The organism is Gilvibacter sediminis (assembly GCF_028561565.1).
Taxonomy (GTDB): Bacteria; Bacteroidota; Bacteroidia; order Flavobacteriales; family Flavobacteriaceae; genus Gilvibacter; species Gilvibacter sediminis.
Window position 1 is genome coordinate 846,633 of sequence record NZ_JAQQTE010000001.1, and the last position, 23,238, is coordinate 869,870.

A 23,238-nucleotide genomic window follows, 5' to 3' on the forward strand; every position below is an offset into this window, starting at 1 on the left:
TGATAAGAATCTCACGAAAACTACTGCACAAGTCTTTGACTTGTGAAAAACTAAAGGAATGAAAAAACTACTTTACGCAGCTGCGCTGATCGTTTTGGCAGGCTGTACCTCGGACAACACCAATGAAAGTGAACAAGTATTGACAACGGCAGATAAAGTGGCTATTGTCATGGAAATGGAGCCCGACCCTGCTTTTGATACCTCAAATAGCGGATTGTTTAAAGGAATTATTGCCAGTTATGATCTTAAAACTAAAGGCACTTTAGCTATCAACACCACCGAGAAAGGTGGATATCTGGCGGCTGCCAAATTCCACAAGGTCACCGATGGGATGGAAAGCGTAGTGCTTTTTGAAGGAAACCAAGATATTAGTGATCCCGATCGAATCTATTTTACCTCAGAGCGCGGTTCTTTCGAGGTCCTCCTCAATGATGAAAAACGCTTAGTTGTTGAGCATTTTGAGTTTGATGAGACCGACACGTATTTAGTCGCTTACAAACGTAGCCGTGGTACGGATGTCTCTTTGGCCATGGGAACCTTTGATAACGATTACGCAACACCAGGTGGATTTGAAGGAAATTGGGATGCCATTCACCGCGGAAGTATCTACACTTCCCCAGCAGGAGAACATTCTACCTTTACAACCAACTTGCTCATGATTGATGAAATTGTGATCTCACAAGGTGGGAATATGTACATAAACCAAGACGGAGTGCAGAATGACGATCCTTTTGATGAGCCTTGCTTTTACGAAGCATCTCCAGGAGTTCCAGAGAACTTTCCACACGTTTGGTTCTACGACACCTCTGGTTACCGTGAATTCATTGGATACAACCAGACCACGACTTTCGCATCACGCGTAGCAACTTGGTCTTTAGCATATTATTTCTTTGGAGGCGAGTTTATCTATGACACGCCTACCTGTGGAACACCAGCAGCTTCTGGTTTCGGAACTTTTAGCTGGGATGGAAACAACGGACAACTCCGTGTAGACACCTTAGCTGATCTTTAGTAATTTCAAACTGTTCTAATTTTAAAAGCCCCTAGTAGCTTGGGGGCTTTTTTTATTTTTCATAGTGGAGCAGATCGCCCGGTTGGCATTCCAATTCTTCGCAAATGGCCATAAGCGTAGAGAAGCGAATGGCCTTGGCCTTCCCAGAACGAAGTATGGACAAGTTCGCCTGGGTGATTCCCACGCGTTCAGCGAGCTCTTTACTGGTCATGTTTCGCTCCGCTAATAATTTGTCTAAAGCAATAATTATCGGCACGCTTATATGGTTAAATCGTTCTCTTCCTTCAAAGCTTTGGCTTGTTTGAAAAGCTCTGCAAGTATAAAGAATCCTAGGGCTGCGGGAATCAAATAGGTCAGTTCTGTTTTAAACAATTGTATAAAGGTGAAGTCGTTCTTCAAAGTAAAAGCGCTTATGGTTTGTACCACTACTAAACCAATAGTGTAGCTTATAAAAGCATTTCCCACTTTTTTAAAACTCTCGGTAACCTTGGTACCGTAGTAGTTTCCTTTTTCAATCTCCTTGAGAATGGTTAGAAAGTGTGTAAAGGCATAGATCAATAAGCCGCGAATAACGAACATTGCTACAGTAAGGGAATAATAGGCCCACTCCATAAAGTTCTCCTTAAAGCTGATGGGCTTGTCGGGGTTAGCCGTCGCAGCCCAGTCTTGAAATTCTGTAAATCGGTTCAGCCGGAATTCATTGATGTCGTTCAATAATATACTCGCCGCACTTATTATGAGTACCCAGGTTATTACTTGCAGGGTTTGGACGTTAGATTTCATAGTGCTTAGACGGTTAATTCGTTTTCCTCTTTGAGCAATCTAGCCCGATCAAATACTTCACTTAAAACCAAGAAGAATGCGCCTATGCCGCCGTAGATCAAAAGATCGTTTGGACTTAGACTCAACGTGATCTGATTGAAGCTCCAATAATTGGTAAGAAATTTAGAGATGAACATTAAGATTCCCGAAGCAATTACCAACTTTCCGATACGCAGTAAAAGTGCTATCACAACTTGATTGAATAATTGCAGTTGTTTAAACTCTTGCAGTACTTTCCGAAACAGGAAAAGACTAAAGACCAGAAGTCCATAGGTGATAAAATTCAAACAGAGTACTACCACTAGTTTAAATCCGCTCAGTGTGATCATACTCCCGTAGAGTGTTTTTGTGAATGATTGACCGGTCCAACTCATGTAGAGCACAAATCCTACAAAGATGAAAAGGGTAGGAATGGAGAGATACCAAATGATATCTACTATGGTCTTAAGAAGGTTTAATCGCTTCATAATTATTGTTTTTCGATAACAAAGATATAAAAATTATCGAAAAACAATAATAATCTACAACATCGCCATATATAAAAAGGCAGCAAGTGCTCCTCCAACCAGCGGTCCAACTACAGGAATCCAAGCATAGTTCCAACCAGAATCGGTTTTTCCTTTTAGCGGTAAAATAGCATGCATAATTCGCGGTCCGAGATCTCTTGCCGGGTTGATGGCATAGCCCGTAGGACCTCCTAAGCTAATACCGACAGCCCATACAATGAAGGCGACAGGAATGGCCCCTAAGGATCCCAGTCCAATAATACCTTCTTGTTCTCCAACAGATAGCTCTGGTCCTACAATGTAAAAGACAGAGAACACTAAAACAAAGGTGCCTAAGATCTCCGTCATTAGGTTTCTGAAGGTGTTGGCTATGGCCGGAGTATTACAAAATGTTGCGCGAATTCCTAAGGCATCATCTGTAGCGTCGTAATGATCTTTATGAGTAACCCAAAGGGCAACCATCGCTGCCATAGCACCAATGAACTGCGCCCCGATATACATCGGAACCTGCGACCATTCAAAGAGTCCTGCAATGGCCAATGAAATGGTTACTGCCGGATTGATGTGGGCCCCGCTGTAAGGTCCTGCAATGAGTACGGCTACATAAACGGCCATGGCCCATCCTGTGGTGATCACGATCCAGCCGGAATCATGTCCTTTGGTGCCTTTGAGCACCACATTACAAACCACACCATTACCGAGGACCATTAAAATAAAGGTGCCAATGATTTCTGCAATAAACGGAGTCATATTTTATAGTTGTTAGTTGGTTATTCTATCCAGTTTGCAGCGCGTTTCACTGCTTTGTGCCAAGTTTCTAAATAGCCGGCAGCCCGCTCTGGATCCATGGCAGGTTCAAAGTTACGATCCACCTTCCATTGTGATTTAAGCGATTCCAGATCTGGCCAGAATTCTACCGCTAATCCGGCCAAGTAAGCTGCGCCTAGCGCGGTGATCTCTAAAAGTTTTGGTCGAACTACAGGGAATCCAAAAATATCGGCTTGGAACTGCATCATCAAATTATTGGCTGTGGCCCCTCCGTCTACACGAAGTTCGGCTCCAGCTACTCCAGAATCAGCTTCCATCGCCTTTACTATATCATAGACTTGATAAGCAATTCCCTCAAGAGTTGCGCGCGCAATATGCGCTTGGGTACTTCCTCTAGTAAGTCCTACAATAGCTCCACGAGCGTAAGGATCCCAATGCGGAGCTCCAAGCCCCGTTAAGGCCGGCACAAAATAAACACCGCCATTGTCATCTACGGTGCTGGCCAGGGATTCTACTTCTTTGGCGTCGTCTATTATTTTAAGGCCATCTCTTATCCATTGCACAGCGGCACCTCCCACAAAAATACTTCCTTCTAAGGCGTAGGAGACTTGATCGTCGATCTGCCAAGCAATGGTGGTTAAAAGATTGTTCTTGGAATAAACAGGCTTGTCCCCGGTATTCATCAGCAGGAAACAACCGGTACCGTAAGTGTTCTTTACCATTCCCTCTTCTGTACACAATTGACCAAAAAGCGCTGCTTGTTGGTCTCCCGCAATACCCGCAATCGGCACAGTGCCACCCAAGATATCGCTTGCGGTAACGCCATAGACCTCACTGCTTGATTTAACCTGAGGCAAAACAGTCCGCGGAATGTCTAATAACTTCAAGAGTTCTTTGTCCCAGTCCAAGGTATGAATGTTGAACAGCATGGTTCTGCTGGCATTACTCACATCGGTAACAAAACTTTTTCCGTTAGTGAGTTTCCAAATGAGCCAGGTGTCAATAGTGCCAAAGCAAAGGTTACCCTGCTTGGCCTTTTCACGAGCCCCTTCCACATGGTCCAATATCCACTTGAGTTTAGTCCCAGAAAAGTAGGCGTCAATGATCAAACCTGTCTTTTCCTTAATATTTTCCACATGACCTTCTGCTTTGAGCTGGTCACAGTATTTGGCGGTTCGGCGATCTTGCCAAACAATTGCATTGTAAATAGGTACACCGGTTTCTCGATCCCAGACTACCGTAGTTTCGCGCTGATTGGTAATGCCGATTCCCGCAACAGCTTCTGAGGTCACTTGCGCAGATTTGAATGCCTGACGTACGGCATAGAGCTGAGATTCCCAGATCTCCATTGGATCGTGCTCCACCCAACCTGGTTCTGGAAAGATCTGCTCAAAATCCTTTTGTCCCACACCGGCATTGTTTCCGGAATGGTCAAAAAGAATAGCTCTTGAAGAGGTGGTTCCTTGGTCAAGGGATAGGATGTATTTCTTACTCATGCTCTGCGATTTAGTTTAGCAAATACTGATTTGCCAATTTATTGAAAGATTCTAGCTGTGATTTTTCCCATTCCGAGTCTTTTTGCAGCTCTTTTGCCAATATTTCCGCCACTTTTGGAGCCGCTTCAATAGCTGCTCGGGCATCTAAAAATAATAAACGGACGCGTCTGGCCAAAACGTCCTCCACACTGCGCGCCATTTCCTCACGAACAGCCCAGGCAACTTGTCCTTGGGTATACGGATAATTGGCATGCAGTACTTCATTATATGCACTGTCACCGGTTTGAAAGCTCAGAAAGGCCTCCAGGTCACCGCCGTACATGCGCAAATGGGCGGGGGTGTTGTTTTGGTTAGAGTCAATATTCCCTCGAATAGGAAGCGTTTTTGTTTGGGATGGAGTCTGCTCAAAGCCGTAGTCTGCAATGATGGTGTCAATGACATCCTGCGCCATTTTTCTATAGGTGGTCCATTTACCACCTACAATAGTGACCACGCCTTGTTCACTGAGAATTTTATGAGAACGCGACACCTCTTTAGTGTTGGTCTCATCTTTTTTGGGTTTGGCCAAAGGTCTCAATCCAACAAACACAGATCTTACTTCATCCCGATTGGGGACTCTGGTGAGGTATTGCCCAATAGTATTTAAGATGAATTCAATCTCTGATTCAAGCGCCACAGGCTCTATTTTAGGCTTTTTGATCAAGGTATCTGTAGTTCCTGCAAGCACTTTTCCATTCCAAGGAATGATAAAGAGTACACGCCCGTCTGAGGTTTTAGGGATCATAAGCGCGGTCTCACTTTGGAGGAATTCCTCGTCGAGAACCAAATGCACCCCTTGGCTGGGAACGACAGTTTTTTTGTGGCTGGCATCCTTCAGCTTTAAAACTTTGTCTGTAAAGATTCCTGCAGCGTTGACCACCACCTTGGCGTGGACGGTGTATTCCGCCTCGGTTTCCATGTCTTTTACAACTACTCCGGTCGCATTTCCTTCCGCATCGCTTAATAAATTCACAACCCGCATATGGTTCATGACCAAAGCACCTTGATCTCTGGCTGTTTGCGCCAGATTCACCGCGAGGCGAGCGTCATCAAATTGGCCATCGTAATAGGAGACCCCTTTTTGCAGGCCTTCGGTTTTTAATGTGGGCAGGGCCGCAATGGTCTTCTTTTTAGAGATCAAAGTAGATCTTCCCAGACTGAATTTTTGCGCTAACAGATCGTAAAGTTTAAGACCGATTGTATAATAGTAGCCTCCCCACCAGGTGTAATTGGGGATGATGAATTCTTGGCGTTTAAAGAGATGGCCAGCGTTTTTTTCTAAAAGACCTCGTTCTAAAAGGGCTTCTTTTACCATTTTGACATCGCCTTGCTGTAAATAGCGAACTCCCCCGTGTACCAATTTGGTGCTTTTGCTGGAAGTGCCTTTGGCAAAATCATGCCATTCAAACAGGACGCTGTCAAGACCTCTACTAGCGGCATCCACGGCTATTCCTAGCCCGCTGGCGCCCCCACCAACAATAATTATATCAAATACTTTGTCGCTAGCCAGAGCGGCTAATTGTGTTTTTCTGGTCTTCAATGGATGGATTCGTTGTTCTTTCTAAAAATACCAAATTATATCAGCAATAGAAAGTGAGCTAAGCCTAGAGATTAAAAAATTGTTAGTAATTCACCGCTTTGGCATTAAACGGGGAGCCAAATAATTTTAAGCCCTTAAAATCTCTTGTATTTTTGTGCTGATGAGCAACTTGCCAGAAAAACTTAAAAAACGATTATTAGCACGACAGACCAATAGTTCTTTGCGCTCGTTAAAGAATTATACCGCAGCGTTTGATTTTTCGTCCAATGACTATTTGGGGATGGGCCGATTGCCCTTTGATCCTAAACCGGAGGAGATTTATCCTTCCGGTTCTGGTGGTTCGCGCTTGCTCACGGGGAATCATGAGGCGTATACTGCCTTTGAGGAGCGTCTCTGTAGTTTTCATCAGCAAGAATCAGCTCTGGTCTTCAACAGCGGTTATGATGCTAATCTCGGTTTGATAGCGGCCCTGGGTTTAAGAGGTGATCTTATCCTCTATGACGCCTTGGCGCATGCTTCCATTCGTGATGGGATACAGCTCGCTCAGGCCAGATCAATTAAATTTCGTCATAATGATCTGGATCACTTGGAACAACTTCTGCTCGCTCATAAGCCCGAGGACGGCAGTTGTTATGTGATAACAGAATCTGTGTTTTCTATGGATGGAGATAGCCCAGATTTAAAGGCTATGGCAGATCTCTGTGATTCACACCATGCTTATTTAATTGTTGATGAGGCCCATGCTGTGGGTGTTTTTGGGCCACGCGGTGTTGGTTTGGTACAAGCGCTTGAACTGCAGGATAGGCTGCTTGCACGGGTAGTGACTTTTGGCAAAGCCTTAGGCTATCACGGAGCGGCTGTATTGGGAAGTGAGGAGCTCAAGTCCTATTTAGTCAATTTTGCACGACCGCTGATCTATTCTACGGCATTGGCCCCAAAAGAGCTTATTTCCCTGAATGAGAGATACCAATGGTTGGCAGGGTCTGATGCGAGTCTTGAAGAAATTCAAAAACTACATCGTAATATAGCATTATTACGATCATATATTGAAAAATATAGGCTTTCGGATCATTTTATTGCTTCGGAGTCCGCAATTCACACTGTAGTAATTCGAGGGAATTCAAAAGTGAAAGCCACAGCAGAGCAGCTATCAGAACTCGGTTTTGGTGTACTGCCAATTTTGGCGCCAACGGTGCCGGAAGGTTCTGAACGTATCCGAATTTGTTTGCACAGTTATAATCAGCAGGAATCCATTAAATTGCTGATTGAAAAATTAGCCGAGATCATTCACAAAGATGCTCAATAGAAAAGTCGCATATACTTCCAGTTGGTCCAAAACCCTAATTGTTGGATTGATTTTGGGCTTGATACTGCCATTGATCATCATCCTTTTAAAGCCATTTGACTCAGAACAGTATTCGGCCTCATTTAAATACCTGAGAATATTTGGCTACGCGGGTGTTGTAGCTGTTTGTGTATTAATCGTCCACGCGATAGAGAACTTCTTTTATCTCAAAAGTAGTAGACAGTGGAAGTTCTGGCAGGAGTTGGTCGTTTTGTTAGTGGCAGCTCCAATAATGGTTTGCCTTAGCGGCGTGTATAATTTTTACGTGATCAATTCGGAGTCTAATTTGAGTTGGTCGTGGCTGGCTGATTTCTTGGTGAACTTCGGATTGCCCTTTGCCCCGTTATTGATTCCAGCTTGGGCTGCCTTGAGGCGTCATTTCGGAAAGATCAGCTTGGAGACAACTACTCCCGCCAAATCAGAGCGCTACTCCATACAAGGAGTCAATAAGACAGATCAACTCACCCTAGATTGGAATGGATTTCTCTACGCGCAAGCTCAACAGAATTATGTCAAGTTTGTCTGCCTTAAGGACGGTCAATTAGAATCAACTATGATCCGATCTACTTTAGCAGCGGTTTCTGCACAGCTTCCTTCGGCGCTGCAAGTCCATCGGTCTTATTTGGTCAATGCTGATTTTGTCACTCAGGTGGCAGGTAATTCCAGAAATAGACACATCCTTCTTAAAAGCGTGGAAGAACCTATTCCGGTGTCCAAGAAATACTACGAAGCCTTTAGTGAAAGGCTTTCAAATTCGTCCCAATAACTACAGAATCAGCCCTAAAACTGGGCATTGGTCACAAAATTTGCAACTTGGTCACACTAATTTTTTAGCTCAAAAATTTCATCTTCTATTTGTCTCATCAAAACAAATAAATCATGAAATCAAAAGTTATTTTTCTAGTGTTATTCGCTTTAAGTTCATTAACCGTTTTAGCAGCTCCTCCTTCTAAACGAGAGGCTCAAATTGAAACTATTCTTGAGCTTACCCAGGCCAACATTTGTAATCCATATTTTTTAGAGACACCACAGTGGCAGGAATTTGTCACTACGCTTGAGCAGGCAAAAACGCTCAAATTGAACGATGAAGAATTTGCTCGTCTGTTTAATCAAGCGAGCAAAAAATTACCCTTTTCTCACTATTATTTGAATTATACCAAAGGAGGGTCATCAACTTCAATGAAGAACTTCTCTTTAGAAGAGATTGATGGAAACACCGCCCTTATGAACGTTAGATCTTGGTCAAGAGATCCTCAAGCCATGATTCAGGTTATTGGGCAAATTGAATCCAAGGGCTACTCCAAATTGATCATTGATCTTAGAGATAATACAGGAGGAACCTTAGACGCTGCTGTAATTCTGGGACAGTATTTGACCAATCAAACTATTGATGCTGGAACCTACATTACCCGCTCCTGGTTTGAAAAAACGGAAGCTTATCCCACACAGTCAGAAATTGGACAATTGGATTATATGAAGGAGTTGAGTTATGACGCATTTGGTCAAATGTTGCAACAACCGGCTTTTAGAATGATCATTCCTGGTCACAACAACAGTGTTTTTAAAGGAGAGGTTGTGGTTTTGGTTAACGAGCATACGGCGAGTACCAATGAACCGTTGGTACATCTGATCCAACAGTACGGTTTAGGTACTTTGGTGGGAACCAAGACAGCGGGAAATATGATGAGCGGGAAGTTCTTTAAGGTCTCTAAGAAGTTACGCCTATTCTTACCCGTAGCAGATTATGTTACTGCGGAGGGTATTCGTTTGGATCAGGTTGGAGTTACCCCAGATGTTCAAGTCAGCAGTGCGCAAGCATTAAATAAGGCAAAAGAATTACTCGGTTTATAGCAATTTTATGAGCCCGGCATAGAAATGTTCTAAGGCCGGGTTCGTATTTTTGTTCCATGCAAAGGATTTTTGTCAGTGGTATTGGAACCGATGTTGGAAAGACAGTGGTCGCTGCGGTGCTCACAGAAGCATTACAAGCGGATTATTGGAAACCTGTGCAAGCAGGAGATCTTCACAATTCAGACACTCATAAAGTACAGCGACTCATCAGCAATGCTATAACAGTTTTTCATCCTTCTGCGTATGCATTGCAGACGCCAATGAGTCCGCACGGCGCTGCGGCCATAGATGGTATTGAGATCGACTTGAAAGAGATCATCCGTCCAAAAACTAAAAACCACTTGGTCATTGAAGGGGCTGGAGGCTTGTTGGTTCCGCTTAATAATAAGGATACGGTTATTGATATTGCTCAGACAGATGACCACGTAGTCCTGGTCTCTCGACACTATTTGGGCAGCATCAACCACAGTTTGCTGAGCTTAGAATTACTCAAAGCTCGTGGTTTTAAAAAGGTCAGTTTGATCTTTAGCGGAGATGAGCACCCTACTACAGAAAACATTATTACGACCATGCATCCGGAGGTGCCCGTTATTGGTCGCATTGATGACGAGCCTTATATAGATCAGCGCGTGGTTGCTTACTATGCAGATAAGTTTAAATCTGAACTGAAATGAGCCTTTCCAAACGCGATGCAAAACACCTTTGGCACCCGCTAACGCAGCATAAAGTTGCAGGTGAGGCCTTTCCAATTGCACGCGCAAATGGAGTTTATCTTTGGGATGAACAGGGCAATTCTTATATCGATGCGATCTCCAGTTGGTACATCAGTATGTACGGGCATTGCAACCCGATGATCACTTCTCGAGTTGCGGAGCAAATGCTGCGCATGGATCAGATTGTCTTTAGCGGCTTCACGCATGAAACTGCGGTGGAGATGTCTGAAAAACTCATGGAGCTTCTCCCAGAAAATCAGCAAAAGATCTTCTTTTCAGACAACGGTTCAACGAGCATCGAAGTTGCCGTGAAGATGGCTTTGCAATATCATTTCAATCGCGCTGAAAAGCGTGATTTGCTAATTGCTTTTGAAAACGGATTTCACGGAGATACCTTCGGGGCCATGTCTGTTTCTGGCTTGGATGTATACAACGGTCCTTTTAGTGATTTTTCGTTGGAGGTGATCCGTATTCCCGTGCCTAATGGAGCAAACAACAAACAAGTTCTCGAACTGCTTGAAACGCAATTGGCTACAGGTCGAGTGGCTGCTTTTGTCTTTGAACCTTTGGTCCAAGGAGCTGCTGCCATGCAGCTTAACGATCCAGCAGGTCTGTCTGCTTTAATTGAAGCTTGCCATAAAGCGGGTGCCTTGTGTATAGCGGATGAGGTCATGACCGGCTTTGGAAAGACAGGAACTCACTTCGCTAGTCAGCAGCTCAGTCATTTGCCAGACATCATGTGTTTGAGTAAAGCGTTAACGGCGGGACTCCTACCCATGGGACTCACCACTTGCTCCCAAGAGATTTACGACGCCTTTTACAGTGATCAATTAGCCGATGGCTTCTTCCACGGACATACCTATTCTGCCAATCCTTTGGCCTGTGCTGCAGCAATCGCGGCTATGGAACTGTTGGTTTCTGAGGAGATCCAACAAAATATTCAAAAGGTCATTGCGTCTCATACTGAATTTGATCAACGCATTCGAGAGCACGAAGCCGTCTCTCAAACACGTCAATGCGGAGTGATCTACGCTTTAGATCTTAACAAAGAGATTCCGCGTTATGGCCCCGAGCGCGATGCGGTGCTGAAGTACTTTATGGATCGCGGGATTTACTTAAGACCTCTGGGCAATACGATATACCTAGTGCCGCCTTTCGTGATCAAAAAAGAGGAACTCGATAAGATCTATGCGGTGATCGAAGAGGCTTTAGTTGTCTTCGGCTAAGAGCAAACGGTTATTGATCAGATCATAGACCTCTTCAGATCCTGTTACTTTAAAACGGATGTAGGTATAGGTCCAAGAATCTCCAGACTTTTTACCCCACACCAAGATCTCTCCGCTGTCTTTAGGTCCTTTTACAGGAATTTTTAAGTCTGCCGTACCTTCATTGTTTTGAATGCTGATGTTGCCTTGAGCCATGCCAGTGGTCTCTATCGGCTCACCTAATTTGTCAATGACCCACTCACTTTCTTGTGCTTTGGTCAAGGCTGTTTGATATGGTTGTGACTCTTTGAACAAGGCAGATACGCCCGTAACGAGAGAGAAAACAAAAACAACGATCAAAATGACTACAATAAGACAGCCACCCGTAGGCAATGCCCATTTCCAATTGCGTTGCCACCAATTTTTTTCAGGTAGTTGTTGTTCCATAGTTGTTGATGCTTACTGTGAAGTTTTAAAGGCCTATTTTTGCAGAAATTTACAAAATTTTGATGGACCGTATCAGCGTTTTAGGCATGTCTTCTGTCTCTGCTTTGGGAAGTAACCCAAAAGCTGTTTGGAGCAGTTATGCCGATGAAAAACCCTGCTTTTCTGTAATTCAATCTAATCAAGCTGAAGTTGCCGTTGCTGGGGTCAGTAAGACCATTGATGCTGCCTTGAAGCAGATCGCGCAGCAAAACAGTAATTACAAACGCTTGGATCGTACGGTACTAATGGCCATTAAAGCGGCTCGTGGAAGTCTTCAAAATCTAGCCCTTGACGGGAAATGGGGAGTCAACATTGGTTCCTCCCGCGGCGCTACCGATCTTTTTGAACGTTACTATGCGGACTTTCTTAAAAACGGATCGGCACATACCTTAGCCAGTCCAACCACTACCTTAGGAAACGTATCTACTTGGGTGGCGCAAGATCTGCAATTAAAGGCCATGAGCTTGGCACATTCGGTGACCTGTGCTTCTGCTATGCATGCGGTGCTTAATGGAATAGCTTGGCTAGGTTCCGGTATGGCTGATTTTATGTTGGTCGGAGGAACTGAAGCTCCGCTAACCCCATTTACCATTGCGCAGATGCAAGCGTTGAATTTGTATGCTAAGCAAACAGCAGGTTATGCCTGCAGAGCCTTAGATCTGGATAAGAAGAGCAATACTATGGTTTTGGGTGAGGCTGCTGCTACAGCAATATTGGCCAAAGGCACACACAAAAATGCCCAAGGATATATCATTGGCTGCGGATGGGGCACAGAGCCTTTGGATCACCACACTTCATTGAGCAAACAAGCCCATTGCTTTCAAGACTCCATGAAAATGGCCCTCGATTCTGCTGGTCTCAACCGAGTTGATGCAGTGGTCATGCATGCTCCTGGGACCATTTTGGGAGATCGTGCAGAAGTGCATGCCATTCAAGCCGTTTTTGAAGAGTCGCCTTATTTGATCTCCAACAAACACCTTATTGGACATACTTTGGGTACTTCTGGAATGATGAGTATGGAATTGGCATTAATGATGCTTGAGCATCAGCAGGTCTTTGAAAATCCTTTCTACAATCAAGAGTCAGATAAGCCTGCTTCTTTAGAGACTGTTTTGGTCAATGCGGTTGGATTTGGTGGGAATGCCGTGAGTATTATTCTCTGTAGATAAGCCGTGAAAAACTAAGCCTGGAGAGCATTAATAATCTGCAGACGAATCTTATATTTGCATATCTAACCCTGCCTCCCAATTTACGTTGAGGGGAGCGAGAATTGCTAAACTATGCGACACGACTGGACTCGAGAGGAGATCATGGAAATTTACAACACTCCATTGATGGAGTTGCTTTACCGCGCTGCAACCGTGCATCGTGAGCATCACGATCCGAACACAGTTCAAGTTTCTACCTTGTTGTCCATCAAAACTGGAGGTTGCCCGGAAGATTGTGGCTATTGCCCGCAAGCCGCGCGTTACCACACCGATATTGAAGGAAACGATCTAATGACCGTGCAACATGTAAAGGCGCAGGCCTTGCGTGCCAAAGCTTCTGGTAGCTCTCGCGTTTGTATGGGTGCCGCGTGGAGAAATGTAAAGGACGGCCCTGAGTTTGATCAGGTGTTAGAAATGGTTCGTACCATCAACAAATTGGATATGGAAGTGTGCTGTACCTTGGGTATGGTTACTGAAAACCAAGCCAAGCGTTTGGCAGAAGCCGGTTTGTACGCCTACAACCACAACTTAGATACTTCAGAGGATTATTACAAAGACGTGATCTCTACACGTGCTTATCAAGATCGATTGGACACCATCTCAAACGTTCGTAAGACCAATGTTACGGTTTGTAGTGGAGGAATTATTGGAATGGGAGAGAACTTGGATGACAGAGCAGGAATGCTTGTTGCCTTGGCTACTTTAGATCCACAGCCAGAATCTGTGCCTATCAATGCCTTGGTAGCCGTAGAAGGAACACCTATGGAAGACATTGAGCCGATCTCTATCTGGGAAATGATCCGTATGGTGGCCACCACGCGTATTGTAATGCCAAAGACCCAAGTGCGTCTTTCAGCAGGGCGTACGGAGATGAGCAGAGAAGGGCAGGCCATGTGTTTCTTTGCAGGAGCTAATTCCATTTTCGCTGGAGATAAACTGCTAACGACTCCAAATCCTGATGTGAATGAGGATATGGAGATGTTTAAGCTGCTCGGATTAACTCCGCAGAAAGCCTTTGTAAAGAAAGCACAACCAGAAACCGTAGAAGCAGAAGACTCTGCTTACCAAGATATGGGTGAGAAACCAAAATGGACACGCCCAGGTCACACCATTGAACGCAACCAATTAGCTAAAATGAAGTCTAAGGAGTAAAAACTGCTTAGAAATCATGCGCTACATTTTTACCTTCCTCGTTTTTACAGGATTATTAACGGCTTGTTCTACAGATGATGATGCCACGGCTTGTGACACACAAATGCCTGTGGAGATCAATCAAGGGGAAGGCCGCATTGCTGTGAGTTGGCAAGACTTCACAGAAGAGCAGATCATTGAAGCTTATGAATTTGGCTTTGTAGCACGAGGAGACGAGGCTCCTGAGAACTTGGGAGTAACGACCAACCAAGTCACGGTTTCTTCAGATCCCTTTAATAAATTTCATATTAAAACCGTGGAATCGCTGCCTTATGATACAGAGCTTGATCTGTATTATCGTGCTAAGTGTGATACGGACAGCGGGGAGATTCTTGGACCCATTGCGGTAAACAGCTTGGCCTTTGGAGCGGGTTGTACTCCACCTGCTGATTTTGAGGTTACGGAGATTACGACCACTACCATCAGCATTCAGTGGGAAGGTTTTGATGAAAATCTTTGGCGTGTTGCTTGGGGCTCTGCCGATGGAATAAACGGCGGTGATGTTGACGTGACTGAGCCCAATTATACCATCACAGGACTGGAGCCTAACACCCTCTATACCATAGGAGTTGTGACGCGTTGTACTACCGGTGACTTCTCCATTAGCGAGTTGGGACTATCCCCAACGGAGAACATAACTACCCTTGAGGAATAGCAGTTTCAAGTAGCCTAAAAAAGGCTAAAATTTCAATTTTATTACAATTTAAATCTGTCACTGGCGTTTTACAGACTGGAAACACCATTACCCAATCTTAATTCGAACACCTATGAGAAAGTTGCTACTGTTAGCAATGGTTGGGCTGTGTTTAGTTTCCTGTAGTAATGACGACGACGCGCCGAACAATTGCAAACAACCCGGAAGTATAATTATTGAACAACTCAACTCGACCTCCATTTTGTTTTCTTGGGGGATCGATACAGAGACCGCTTGGGAAGTAGAGTACGGCCCAGTGGACTTCGCCTTGGGAACCGGAACAGTTCGTCAAACCTCACAAGAGAGTTTTTTCATTGAAAATCTAGAGCCTGCCACCGAGTACCGCATTTACCTGCGCACCAATTGTGGTTCTGACGGTTTTAGTGAATACATCTCTGTGGATGTGGTAACGGCTGAGCCGACGATTACCTGTAATCCACCGTCCAATTTACAGCTGGTAAGTCTTACTGATACGAGTATTGAGCTGTCTTGGGACGAGAACAATGAGACGGCTTGGGAGATCGAGTACGGCCCTTCTGGCTTTGCCTTAGGGACGGGATCGACCGCGAATACCTCACAAAATTCATTTAACATAGAAGGGCTGGATCCATCGACCACGTATGAAATCTATGTGCGTGCCAATTGTGGTTCGGACGGATTTAGCACCTACTCGGATGCTCTGGTCATTACGACCGATGGTTAAGTAGAGTATCTTTTGGGGGCAAAAGGGCGGGAACATCCCGCCCTTTTGTTTTTTACTAAAGTATAGTGACTGCCTAAGAATCATACATAATAGGTTATGTAAATGTTTTGTAATTTTAACCTGATTTTTAAGTAAACCCATGCAGTTAAGTCCAATAGAAGTTCGCGAGACCATTACCAAGGAGGAGTTTAAAAGAGATTTTTTAAAGCCTCAAAAGCCGGTAGTGATCAAGCGTTTTATAGAGGACTGGCCGGCTTTTGAAAAGTGGAATCTGGATTATATGGCCGAGGTGGCTGGAGATATAGAGGTTCCTTTGTATGATGACCGCCCAGTTGATTATAAAGATGGATTTAACGAGCCGCATGCCAAGATGCAGATGCATGAGTATATTGACCTACTCAAGCGAGAGCCAACCAAGTTCCGGATCTTTCTTTGGAACATTTTAAAAGAGGTTCCCGAGCTGCAAAAAGACTTTTCATATCCTGATTTTGGGATAAAACTCATGAAAGGTTTGCCCATGCTTTTCTTTGGAGGGGAGGATTCCTACACCTTCATGCATTACGATATTGACTTGGCCAACATCTTCCATTTTCACTTTCACGGGAAAAAGCAGGTGATACTCTTTGACCAAGAGCAGAACGATTATCTCTATAAGATTCCGCATTCGCTCATTACGCGGGAAGACATCAACTTTGCCGATCCAGACTACAACAAATGGCCTGCCTTAAAGCAAGCTAAAGGCTATATCGCAGACTTGGAGCACGGTAATGTGCTTTATATGCCAGAGGGTTATTGGCACTATATGCGTTATATCACTCCAGGTTTTAGCATGAGTCTGCGCGCTATAGCTCGTAATCCGAAGAATCTCGGGAAGGCTCTATACAACATCTTTGTCATGCGACACTTTGATAATGCCATGCGCCGCATGAAAGGACAGGCGTGGATAGACGGCAAGAATGAAAAGGCCATTATTAAGACCCATCGTAAGTTGGGGATCTCCTAATTCTACGAATTCATCAATTCATTGATCTTCTCATAGATCAAATGCGTTTCCCAGCCTCTGTAAAGCAGGTAATCTGCTAGTTTCTTTCTCTTTTTCTGCGGATTTGATTCAGTAATTGCTGCAAAACGTTTTTCTGCTAGGGTGTGGAAGGTGCTGTAGTATTCTGAATCTGAGATCTCCTTTAAGGCTAGTTTTAGGTTGTAGGCGGAGATGCCTCGGGCTTTGAGTTCTCTGGTGATGCGCTGTTTTCCCCACTTTTTATTGCGAAACTTTCCGCGGGCAAAACTCTGAGCAAAACGGCTTTCGTTGAGGTAGTCGTGTTGCATTAAATGCAAGATGATCTGCTCTTTGGCAGCCGGAATCATGCGCATCTCGGTCAACTTTTTCTCTACTTCCTTATGGCAGCGATCTTGATAGGCGCAATAGCGCTCCAGCCGAGCCTGAGCCTCTTCTACAGTATAGGTTTTGCGGTGTGGTACACGATTCATCAGCTTCAAAAATACACATTCAGCCATGAAAAAACGAGCTTCAAAATGTCATAAATAAATGACAAAAAGTAAAATAAACTTTACATAATGGAAAATATTCTATACTTTTGAAACATCAATCATTAAAATCGAATAGTTATGAACGCGAATTATTTATTTCCGCATCGCTACAAAAAGTGGGGGCTACTGGTTTTCATTCCTTCCCTCATTATTGGGTTTCTAGCGGCCCGAGATTCCATGGGCTTTTCTCCAGACTGGTTAGACGTAACCGTCTTTACCATTTACCAGCAAGACTTTCTGGGAGAAGAGGTAATTTTTGGTTTGATCCCAAACAACATTTTAGACGAGATCATGGGAATTTTGATCATCATCAGTGGTTTGGTTTTGGCCTTTTCTAAAGAGAAGGTAGAGGATGAGCTCATCAGCAACATTCGGCTAAAGAGTTTGGTTTGGGCTACTTATGTGAACTACGGAATCCTCTTTCTGGCCATAGTTTTTGTGCACGACCTTTCCTTTTATTGGATCATGATGTTTAACCTCTTTACCATTTTGATCTTCTTTATCATTCGGTTTAACTGGCAGCTCTACAAGTTGCGTAAAACGGTGAGCGATGAAGAATAATATCAAAGTAGAACGCGCGCGTCACAATATGACCCAGGCGGCTTTGGCAGAAGCTGCCAAGGTAAGCCGCCAGACCATCAATGCCATGGAGTTGGGCAAATACGTCCCTTCAACGGTTTTGGCCTTACGCTTGGCGGAGATCTTCTCCACTACCGTTGACAAACTTTTTGAACTAGAGGATACGGATTGGTAGCTTATTGCTGATCCAATTCCTCCAAAGTCTTTGCTGCCGAGGCATTGATGCTTCGGTAGCATTTAAAGACCCAGCCAAACATCAAAAACAAGGCAATGGCGCCAATAGGTAGGTACCAAAACATCACAGAACTCTCTGTAAAGACATCTATATTTTTAAAGAGCTTGGAAAATATGGGCAGTATGCTCACCATCAGTAGTGGGGTCATACCCACATTGATCTTTTGAAACAGCAGAAAACGTCTTTTGCGGGCTGTAAAATCACGCATCAACTCTTTTTGAGTGCCAGAGGTAATGGGCAGGTTCTGTAAATCCCGAATTGCGCTTAGCGAGAATATTGGCAGTATGGTCAAAACGGCAATGGCTACTACAGCGCAGAGGCGCAAGTACCAGATATCCATCTTGCCAAAATTCATCAAAATATAAGTTGCAAATACATAGCAGATCACTCCTCCAACGGTTTCAAAGGTGTTGAGTTTTTGGTATTTGGCGCGGTATTTTTGTGTGGTCATTTCCATAATTAATTGATCCGTTAACTGTTGTTGTTTTTCGATTTTCTGATTCATTTGCTGCCATGCAGCTTGCATTTCCTGTAGTTCCATAACTAGTGCTGCGGTTTGTTGGCACGCATTTGTGCTTTGATTCTGTTTAAACGGGTGCCGATATTACTCGGAGAGTAACCCGTGATCTGTCCAATTTCTTCGTACGATTTTCCATCTAAATACAACAGAACTATCGCCCGATTCACTTCTTTAAGTTTCCTGATCTGCGCGTACAAAAACTGTGTACGCTCATCCATCAAAGCGTCTTGCTCTTCCATGATGCGGTACAACTCGGGTAAGAGCTGCTGCTTGTCTGGCTTGCGCTTGTAAAGCTTTAAATGTCTGATCGCGGTATTGAGCGCAACCCGATACATCCAAGTAGACCAACTGGAATTGCCTTTATAGGAATCAAAAGATTTCCAAAGCTGATACACCATTTCCTGATAGAGGTCCTGGCGCTCTTCTCGCCGGTCTGCATAAGCATTGCTGAGCTTAAAGAGGATGCCTTCGTGTTTTTTGATCAGGCTTGTAAATTCGGCCGAATTACTCATTGATTAATTAAGAGACTCATTGCGTTAGTACTCCCTTAAGGTAAAAAATCACACTCAGGCATAAAAAAAAGAGGCCATTGCCTCTTTTTATAATTATCCTTGTGCCAATCGAGTTTGGTTTACATAGCCCTCAAAGCTGCGCTGGGCCTGCTGCAAATGCCTTTGGTTGTGATAAACGATGATTCTAAAAGCATCGCCCAATTTTACCTTGGCCCAAGCGCCGAGATCTGTGGGAACCTTGACGCGAGCCAAGTTTTTGCTGCGAGCAATTTGTAATAACGCCAAACTCTTTTCTTGATCCTGAATATAGGTGTCAATCACACTGACGGGAAGTTTTTTACCGTTGGGATCCTTGCTTTTAAAGGTTTTCATTTTGGTGCCGGCATCACCGGGAGACATGAGCTTAGCGAACCAATTTCCCAAACCACCAGATTTGAATTCCTCTTGCGGTTTCTTGTTACTTTTGGTCATGCCTTCCATGATCCGCATGAGGTAGACATCACTGTATTGATTCATGTGCTCAAAGCATTCCAAAGCGCTCCACACTTTGGGGCCTGCCTTCCAGTTCAAGGCTTCTTCTGCCTCTTGTTTCAGGGCTTGAGCTCCGTTTAAATTCTCTTGTACGCGCGCGATCAGATCGGTAATTAAAGCTTCACTAGTGGTTTTCATGTCCTTGATTTTAAGACAAATATCTAACCTAGAAACTTCTTAAACCTTGATCTGGATTAAGATTTCTTGATTCTAGATAGCGTCTCTGGAGTCATACGCAGGTAAGAGGCAATGTATTTGTCTGGGATCTCTTGGAATACCTGCGGACTGCGTTTAAGCACGCGTTTATATCGCTCTAAAGGCGAACTGGTCAAGATGTCTTGCTCGCGTTCCATTTGCTGGCAAATTCCCAGTTCCAGAAAGCGTGACCAAGCTTGAATTCGCTCAGGATCTGCATTGATAAACTCCATCAAACGGGCTTTGCTCATTACCTTAAGCTGGGTCTTTTTGAGTGTCTGCAAGTAGAGGTTAGTGGGTTGTTCGGTAATGAAAGATACCATGGCAGCTACTAAATTGTCTTTATAACCCAAGCGAATGGTGTGTTCCTCAAACTCGTCGATGATGTAAGCGCGTAAGCTCCCAGAGATCACATAGTAGAGGTTGGTGTTGGCCGCGCCCTGAACCTTGAGGTATTCGTAACGCTTTAGGGTGATCTCATCTTCCCAAAGCTCGTACTGGTCAAACAGGTTTTTGAAGTGTTCTAGCAGGTTCATATCATTCAAAGATATAGAACAATACGGGTAAAGCGCTAATTCCAAAAATTAAAAGTGCCACCCAAATGGAATTGACAAAATGCTTTTTCTCGATCCCAAAAAACTCCCGAACCGAATTATTCATCACCAGTACTAGTAGCAGCACATTATACGCTAGAAAGAACATTGCGCGTAGCAGTTGGGTTGCGAAACCCGTTGCCGAGGTTTCTTCTAGTTCAAGAAAATCGAAATCTGGACCTCCCATCGCGTACATCTCTATGATCTGGATAATGTTCAAAAACTCAAAGACCAGATTCAAATAAAGGATTGCCGCCAAGGTGATCCAGCCCTTCCTTAAAATCCGGTATAGCCAAACCAAGCAAAGCACGCAAATCAAAGGACTAATTGCACTAGAAAGGAAAATGACCACAGCATCCATTTCTAAATACTCTAAGCTGTAATACTGCAAGCCTGAAATGAAAATGTAGACCGTATTGGCAGTCAGAATAGCCCACAATAAAAGGACAAATTTGTACTTCTGTTCTGCTGCAGGGATTCCTGGGTGCCAAGGTGAGATCTTGTCCCAAAAGGTCTTGAGACTCTTGTTGGATCTTACTACGTGTTGGTTTTTCCGTAGCGTATTTTGTTGCTTATTGGTTTCGTATTGTCTCGCCGCTTCTCGCGCTGCTGCGGTCTGCGCTGCGGTGAGATTGCGTTTTTCTAACTCAGCGATCGCAGCATCTAAGGCCTCTGGTACGTACTGATCAGAGAACTCCAAAACGTGGAGTAAGGCTTGATCTGAGGTGTTGGCAAAGTTTTCGGCGAAGTTGGTCATTAAATGTAAAACTACATTTTTCTTTTTTAGTCACTTTTCCCATTGCCGCATTATTGAAGCGTAAATGTCCAGTGGACATTTATGAGGAAATACCACCAAAAGGTCTAGCGACGCTTACAAAGCTTTGAAAACTACGCCAACCACCGCCACAGATGCTTGAAGTGCTCTCTGCGCTTCGCTCCGAAACCGCTTTCCAAGCATCTCAAGCCCTAGCGCTGCTGGCTTGTATTCGTGCAGCTTTGTAAGGAGTCGCGAAGCGAGTTCAGGATATTTTGCCGTAAACTATCGTAAGTTATTTGGAAATAGCTTTTAGGATTCTGTCTTCATTTAATACTATATCTCGGAATAGTACATGAGGAAAAGACTCATATTTTGAATCTTTAAACGCTTCATTTATTTTTCCTAAGGTTGAAGCTGTGACTAAGGATAAATTCATTTCAGTATCCATTTCACAATCAGTCACAAAATCGTCACTAAACTCCGGCGCAACCAAAAGTATCTTTGCAATTCTTAAATTATTATCCTCCGCTAATTTTTGATAAGCCTTTAATTGTCTTGACACTGAACTAAACTTATTATAACCACGTTCTTTTGAAGTTTTACATTCAACAATTATAATTTCATCATTTTCAAGATTAAGGACGATATCCATAATGTCTTTTCTCGTACTTAGGTTCTTTTTCAAATTATCATCAACGTTAAACCCTAAACTTTTAAAAATGATCTTTGTTAATTCTTCGAACTTAATCCCAAGCTCACTTTCTTTAATAATTAGACCATTTTCTTTTAAAGAATTGAGATTTCGGTAAGCTACATTCTCATAGTTTTCAATGTACATATTCTCAACATCCTTATAATGTTCAAGTACATTCAATATGTCATCTCCTCTTTGCTTGATTCCATTTGACTTTATAAATTTTGATAGATCTGATTTATCGAGTAAGTCAAGGATATCTCGAGGTTTAATATTATGGTCTAATAAATATTCAGCTTTAAGTACGACTTCATCTTGAAATTGAAACTGACCCCTTATCTGTTCATTTAGTTTAGGAAGCGTTTCGTCAAGTTCAAGAAGTAATTTTTCATAACCATCGAAGGATATACCTACTCGCTCATCCTTCTCTACTTCATCAAAATGATTAATTAATGAGTCAATTTTATCTTCTAAGGTGGCTCCTTTTAAATTATTGATCAGAAGTCCTTTTTCACACAGCGTGTTTAGAGATTTTTTACGTTCTGTTAAAGTGTCGGAGTCTTTGTGAATCTCAGTTAATAACATGTTCCGAAAAGGAACTCCGTTTTGAATTATTCCTTCAATTTTTTGTGCCTTGTTCAAGTTTCTGTCAATATTGTGAGACCGTGCTATTTTATTTATAACTGGTTCTCTTAATAGTTTTAACGTCCTGCGATAGAACTTTTCCGCTACTTCCTTGTTCCTGATGCTTCGTAGTAAGCGAACCATTTCATCTACAACATATATGGTATTCTCTTTATTTGAATAAAAGAGAACACCCAGGATTCGAAGGTTTTTAATTACTTCTTGAATATCAACTTTATTGATCTTCAATATTGAATAATTAATAAGTTTAATTTCCTCCTGTGATAACCCAAGTTTATCAGATAAGGTGAGAAGGATCGAGGTTTCGTCATCGGTAATTTTTGCTTCCCGATTGTTTGCAATGTCGTTATAGTAAGCTGTTTTTAAGCAAGCGCTGTAAATCGAATAATCTCTTTTCCGAGATTCACTTATATCAGATTTCGGGTTAATTATTTCTGAACTTAAAAGTTTGGTTTTTTTTTGAAGGTTTTTGATCTCGTTGTCGTAAAGTCTTGAAAACCAATCTTGCTTCATTATACAATTTCCATCGCGTATGATTATATCTATTAAAATATCTAATTGTGAACTAATGTTTTGAAATTCAGCTTTGATATGAGCTCCAAACTCATCATATGTTAACTCAAAAATTTCTGCAATGTTTCTGCTGTCAACAGACTTCAGTCCTTTATCTGAGGAACTCAGAATCTTTTCAATTTTCTTTATGTTTTTTGGTTGTTTAGAAATGATATTGTCTATCACTTTAATGAATGCGTTTTTGTCTAACGACCCTAGTCTGTCTAAGATTTTTTCGAGTTTCATGAAAATTTGATTAAATAAAATACCCCAACTACTCCTAGAATATTCATTC

At 43.2% G+C, this 23,238-nt stretch carries 27 protein-coding genes; 13 read left to right on the forward strand and 14 right to left on the reverse strand.

Features of this window, described 5'->3' with window-relative positions; genetic code table 11:
* Positions 1 to 58 precede the first annotated feature (58 nt).
* Complete coding sequence (locus tag POW22_RS03770; protein WP_272831285.1) at positions 59 to 1,012, forward strand: hypothetical protein; 954 nt, start codon at positions 59 to 61, stop codon at positions 1,010 to 1,012.
* 52 nt (positions 1,013 to 1,064) lie between these two features.
* Here POW22_RS03770 and POW22_RS03775 read toward each other — a convergent pair whose 3' ends face one another.
* From POW22_RS03775 to POW22_RS03800, 6 genes are read right to left on the reverse strand one after another with little or no spacing between them, the layout of a single operon-like run.
* Positions 1,065 to 1,268: a helix-turn-helix domain-containing protein gene (locus POW22_RS03775; RefSeq protein ID WP_272831286.1), complete on the reverse strand. Its 204-nt coding sequence runs from the start codon at positions 1,266 to 1,268 to the stop codon at positions 1,065 to 1,067.
* Between the two features lie 2 nt (positions 1,269 to 1,270).
* Entirely contained in the window at positions 1,271 to 1,795 is a 525-nt protein-coding gene (locus tag POW22_RS03780) for a DUF2975 domain-containing protein (RefSeq protein ID WP_272831287.1), read from the reverse strand.
* Positions 1,796 to 1,800: 5 nt separating this feature from the next.
* Positions 1,801 to 2,301, reverse strand: a complete 501-nt coding sequence (locus tag POW22_RS03785; protein ID WP_272831288.1) for a DUF2975 domain-containing protein — start codon at positions 2,299 to 2,301, stop codon at positions 1,801 to 1,803.
* Positions 2,302 to 2,355: 54 nt separating this feature from the next.
* Positions 2,356 to 3,090: an MIP/aquaporin family protein gene (locus POW22_RS03790; RefSeq protein WP_272831289.1), complete on the reverse strand. Its 735-nt coding sequence runs from the start codon at positions 3,088 to 3,090 to the stop codon at positions 2,356 to 2,358.
* Between the two features lie 20 nt (positions 3,091 to 3,110).
* On the reverse strand, positions 3,111 to 4,604 hold the full coding sequence (gene glpK / locus POW22_RS03795) for a glycerol kinase GlpK (RefSeq protein WP_272831290.1): 1,494 nt from the start codon (positions 4,602 to 4,604) through the stop codon (positions 3,111 to 3,113).
* 10 nt (positions 4,605 to 4,614) lie between these two features.
* Positions 4,615 to 6,183, reverse strand: a complete 1,569-nt coding sequence (locus POW22_RS03800) for a glycerol-3-phosphate dehydrogenase/oxidase (protein ID WP_272831291.1) — start codon at positions 6,181 to 6,183, stop codon at positions 4,615 to 4,617.
* A gap of 160 nt (positions 6,184 to 6,343) precedes the next feature.
* Here POW22_RS03800 and POW22_RS03805 point away from each other — a divergent pair, with 160 nt between their 5' ends.
* From POW22_RS03805 to bioA, 5 genes are all read left to right on the forward strand, one after another.
* Positions 6,344 to 7,489 carry an aminotransferase class I/II-fold pyridoxal phosphate-dependent enzyme gene (locus POW22_RS03805; protein ID WP_272831292.1) on the forward strand — a complete coding sequence of 382 codons (1,146 nt, stop codon included), beginning with the start codon at positions 6,344 to 6,346 and terminating at the stop codon, positions 7,487 to 7,489.
* Positions 7,479 to 8,294: a LytR/AlgR family response regulator transcription factor gene (locus POW22_RS03810; RefSeq protein ID WP_272831293.1), complete on the forward strand. Its 816-nt coding sequence runs from the start codon at positions 7,479 to 7,481 to the stop codon at positions 8,292 to 8,294. The genes POW22_RS03805 and POW22_RS03810 overlap by 11 nt, the downstream gene beginning before the upstream one ends.
* A gap of 113 nt (positions 8,295 to 8,407) precedes the next feature.
* On the forward strand, positions 8,408 to 9,379 hold the full coding sequence (locus tag POW22_RS03815) for a S41 family peptidase (RefSeq protein ID WP_272831294.1): 972 nt from the start codon (positions 8,408 to 8,410) through the stop codon (positions 9,377 to 9,379).
* Positions 9,380 to 9,435: 56 nt separating this feature from the next.
* Entirely contained in the window at positions 9,436 to 10,053 is a 618-nt protein-coding gene (gene bioD, locus POW22_RS03820; RefSeq protein WP_272831295.1) for a dethiobiotin synthase, read from the forward strand.
* Entirely contained in the window at positions 10,050 to 11,318 is a 1,269-nt protein-coding gene (gene bioA, locus POW22_RS03825; protein ID WP_272831296.1) for an adenosylmethionine--8-amino-7-oxononanoate transaminase, read from the forward strand. The genes bioD and bioA overlap by 4 nt, the downstream gene beginning before the upstream one ends.
* Here the strand turns inward: bioA and POW22_RS03830 are convergent.
* Complete coding sequence (locus POW22_RS03830; protein WP_272831297.1) at positions 11,301 to 11,744, reverse strand: cytochrome c oxidase assembly factor Coa1 family protein; 444 nt, start codon at positions 11,742 to 11,744, stop codon at positions 11,301 to 11,303. The two genes, bioA and POW22_RS03830, sit on opposite strands and share 18 nt — an antisense overlap.
* 62 nt (positions 11,745 to 11,806) lie before the next feature.
* Here POW22_RS03830 and POW22_RS03835 point away from each other — a divergent pair, with 62 nt between their 5' ends.
* The 5 genes from POW22_RS03835 to POW22_RS03855 all read left to right on the forward strand — a co-directional run bounded on the left by POW22_RS03835 (position 11,807) and on the right by POW22_RS03855 (position 16,582).
* Positions 11,807 to 12,952 carry a beta-ketoacyl synthase N-terminal-like domain-containing protein gene (locus POW22_RS03835; protein ID WP_336407701.1) on the forward strand — a complete coding sequence of 382 codons (1,146 nt, stop codon included), beginning with the start codon at positions 11,807 to 11,809 and terminating at the stop codon, positions 12,950 to 12,952.
* A 111-nt stretch (positions 12,953 to 13,063) separates the two neighbouring features.
* A complete protein-coding gene (bioB, locus tag POW22_RS03840; RefSeq protein WP_272831299.1) occupies positions 13,064 to 14,143 on the forward strand; it encodes a biotin synthase BioB in 1,080 nt (359 codons plus the stop codon).
* A 16-nt stretch (positions 14,144 to 14,159) separates the two neighbouring features.
* Positions 14,160 to 14,837: a fibronectin type III domain-containing protein gene (locus POW22_RS03845; RefSeq protein WP_272831300.1), complete on the forward strand. Its 678-nt coding sequence runs from the start codon at positions 14,160 to 14,162 to the stop codon at positions 14,835 to 14,837.
* Between the two features lie 112 nt (positions 14,838 to 14,949).
* Positions 14,950 to 15,579, forward strand: coding sequence for a fibronectin type III domain-containing protein (locus tag POW22_RS03850; protein ID WP_272831301.1), 630 nt, complete (start codon positions 14,950 to 14,952; stop codon positions 15,577 to 15,579).
* A 139-nt stretch (positions 15,580 to 15,718) separates the two neighbouring features.
* On the forward strand, positions 15,719 to 16,582 hold the full coding sequence (locus tag POW22_RS03855) for a cupin-like domain-containing protein (RefSeq protein ID WP_272831302.1): 864 nt from the start codon (positions 15,719 to 15,721) through the stop codon (positions 16,580 to 16,582).
* Between the two features lie 2 nt (positions 16,583 to 16,584).
* On the opposite strand, the gene POW22_RS03860 is transcribed toward POW22_RS03855, so the two are convergent.
* Positions 16,585 to 17,097 (reverse strand): regulatory protein RecX, encoded by a 513-nt coding sequence (locus POW22_RS03860; protein WP_272831303.1) that lies wholly within the window; start codon positions 17,095 to 17,097, stop codon positions 16,585 to 16,587.
* Positions 17,098 to 17,208: 111 nt separating this feature from the next.
* Here POW22_RS03860 and POW22_RS03865 point away from each other — a divergent pair, with 111 nt between their 5' ends.
* On the forward strand, positions 17,209 to 17,691 hold the full coding sequence (locus POW22_RS03865) for a hypothetical protein (RefSeq protein WP_272831304.1): 483 nt from the start codon (positions 17,209 to 17,211) through the stop codon (positions 17,689 to 17,691).
* Complete coding sequence (locus POW22_RS03870; protein WP_272831305.1) at positions 17,681 to 17,884, forward strand: helix-turn-helix transcriptional regulator; 204 nt, start codon at positions 17,681 to 17,683, stop codon at positions 17,882 to 17,884. The genes POW22_RS03865 and POW22_RS03870 overlap by 11 nt, the downstream gene beginning before the upstream one ends.
* 1 nt (position 17,885) lies before the next feature.
* On the opposite strand, the gene POW22_RS03875 is transcribed toward POW22_RS03870, so the two are convergent.
* The 6 genes from POW22_RS03875 to POW22_RS03900 all read right to left on the reverse strand — a co-directional run bounded on the left by POW22_RS03875 (position 17,886) and on the right by POW22_RS03900 (position 23,189).
* Entirely contained in the window at positions 17,886 to 18,485 is a 600-nt protein-coding gene (locus POW22_RS03875; protein ID WP_272831306.1) for a hypothetical protein, read from the reverse strand.
* Between the two features lie 2 nt (positions 18,486 to 18,487).
* Positions 18,488 to 18,976, reverse strand: a complete 489-nt coding sequence (locus POW22_RS03880; protein WP_272831307.1) for an RNA polymerase sigma factor — start codon at positions 18,974 to 18,976, stop codon at positions 18,488 to 18,490.
* Between the two features lie 93 nt (positions 18,977 to 19,069).
* Complete coding sequence (locus POW22_RS03885; RefSeq protein ID WP_272831308.1) at positions 19,070 to 19,645, reverse strand: DinB family protein; 576 nt, start codon at positions 19,643 to 19,645, stop codon at positions 19,070 to 19,072.
* A gap of 56 nt (positions 19,646 to 19,701) precedes the next feature.
* Positions 19,702 to 20,238: a Crp/Fnr family transcriptional regulator gene (locus tag POW22_RS03890; RefSeq protein ID WP_272831309.1), complete on the reverse strand. Its 537-nt coding sequence runs from the start codon at positions 20,236 to 20,238 to the stop codon at positions 19,702 to 19,704.
* 1 nt (position 20,239) lies between these two features.
* On the reverse strand, positions 20,240 to 21,052 hold the full coding sequence (locus POW22_RS03895) for a hypothetical protein (RefSeq protein WP_272831310.1): 813 nt from the start codon (positions 21,050 to 21,052) through the stop codon (positions 20,240 to 20,242).
* A 292-nt stretch (positions 21,053 to 21,344) separates the two neighbouring features.
* Entirely contained in the window at positions 21,345 to 23,189 is a 1,845-nt protein-coding gene (locus POW22_RS03900) for a hypothetical protein (RefSeq protein ID WP_272831311.1), read from the reverse strand.
* Positions 23,190 to 23,238: the final 49 nt, after the last annotated feature.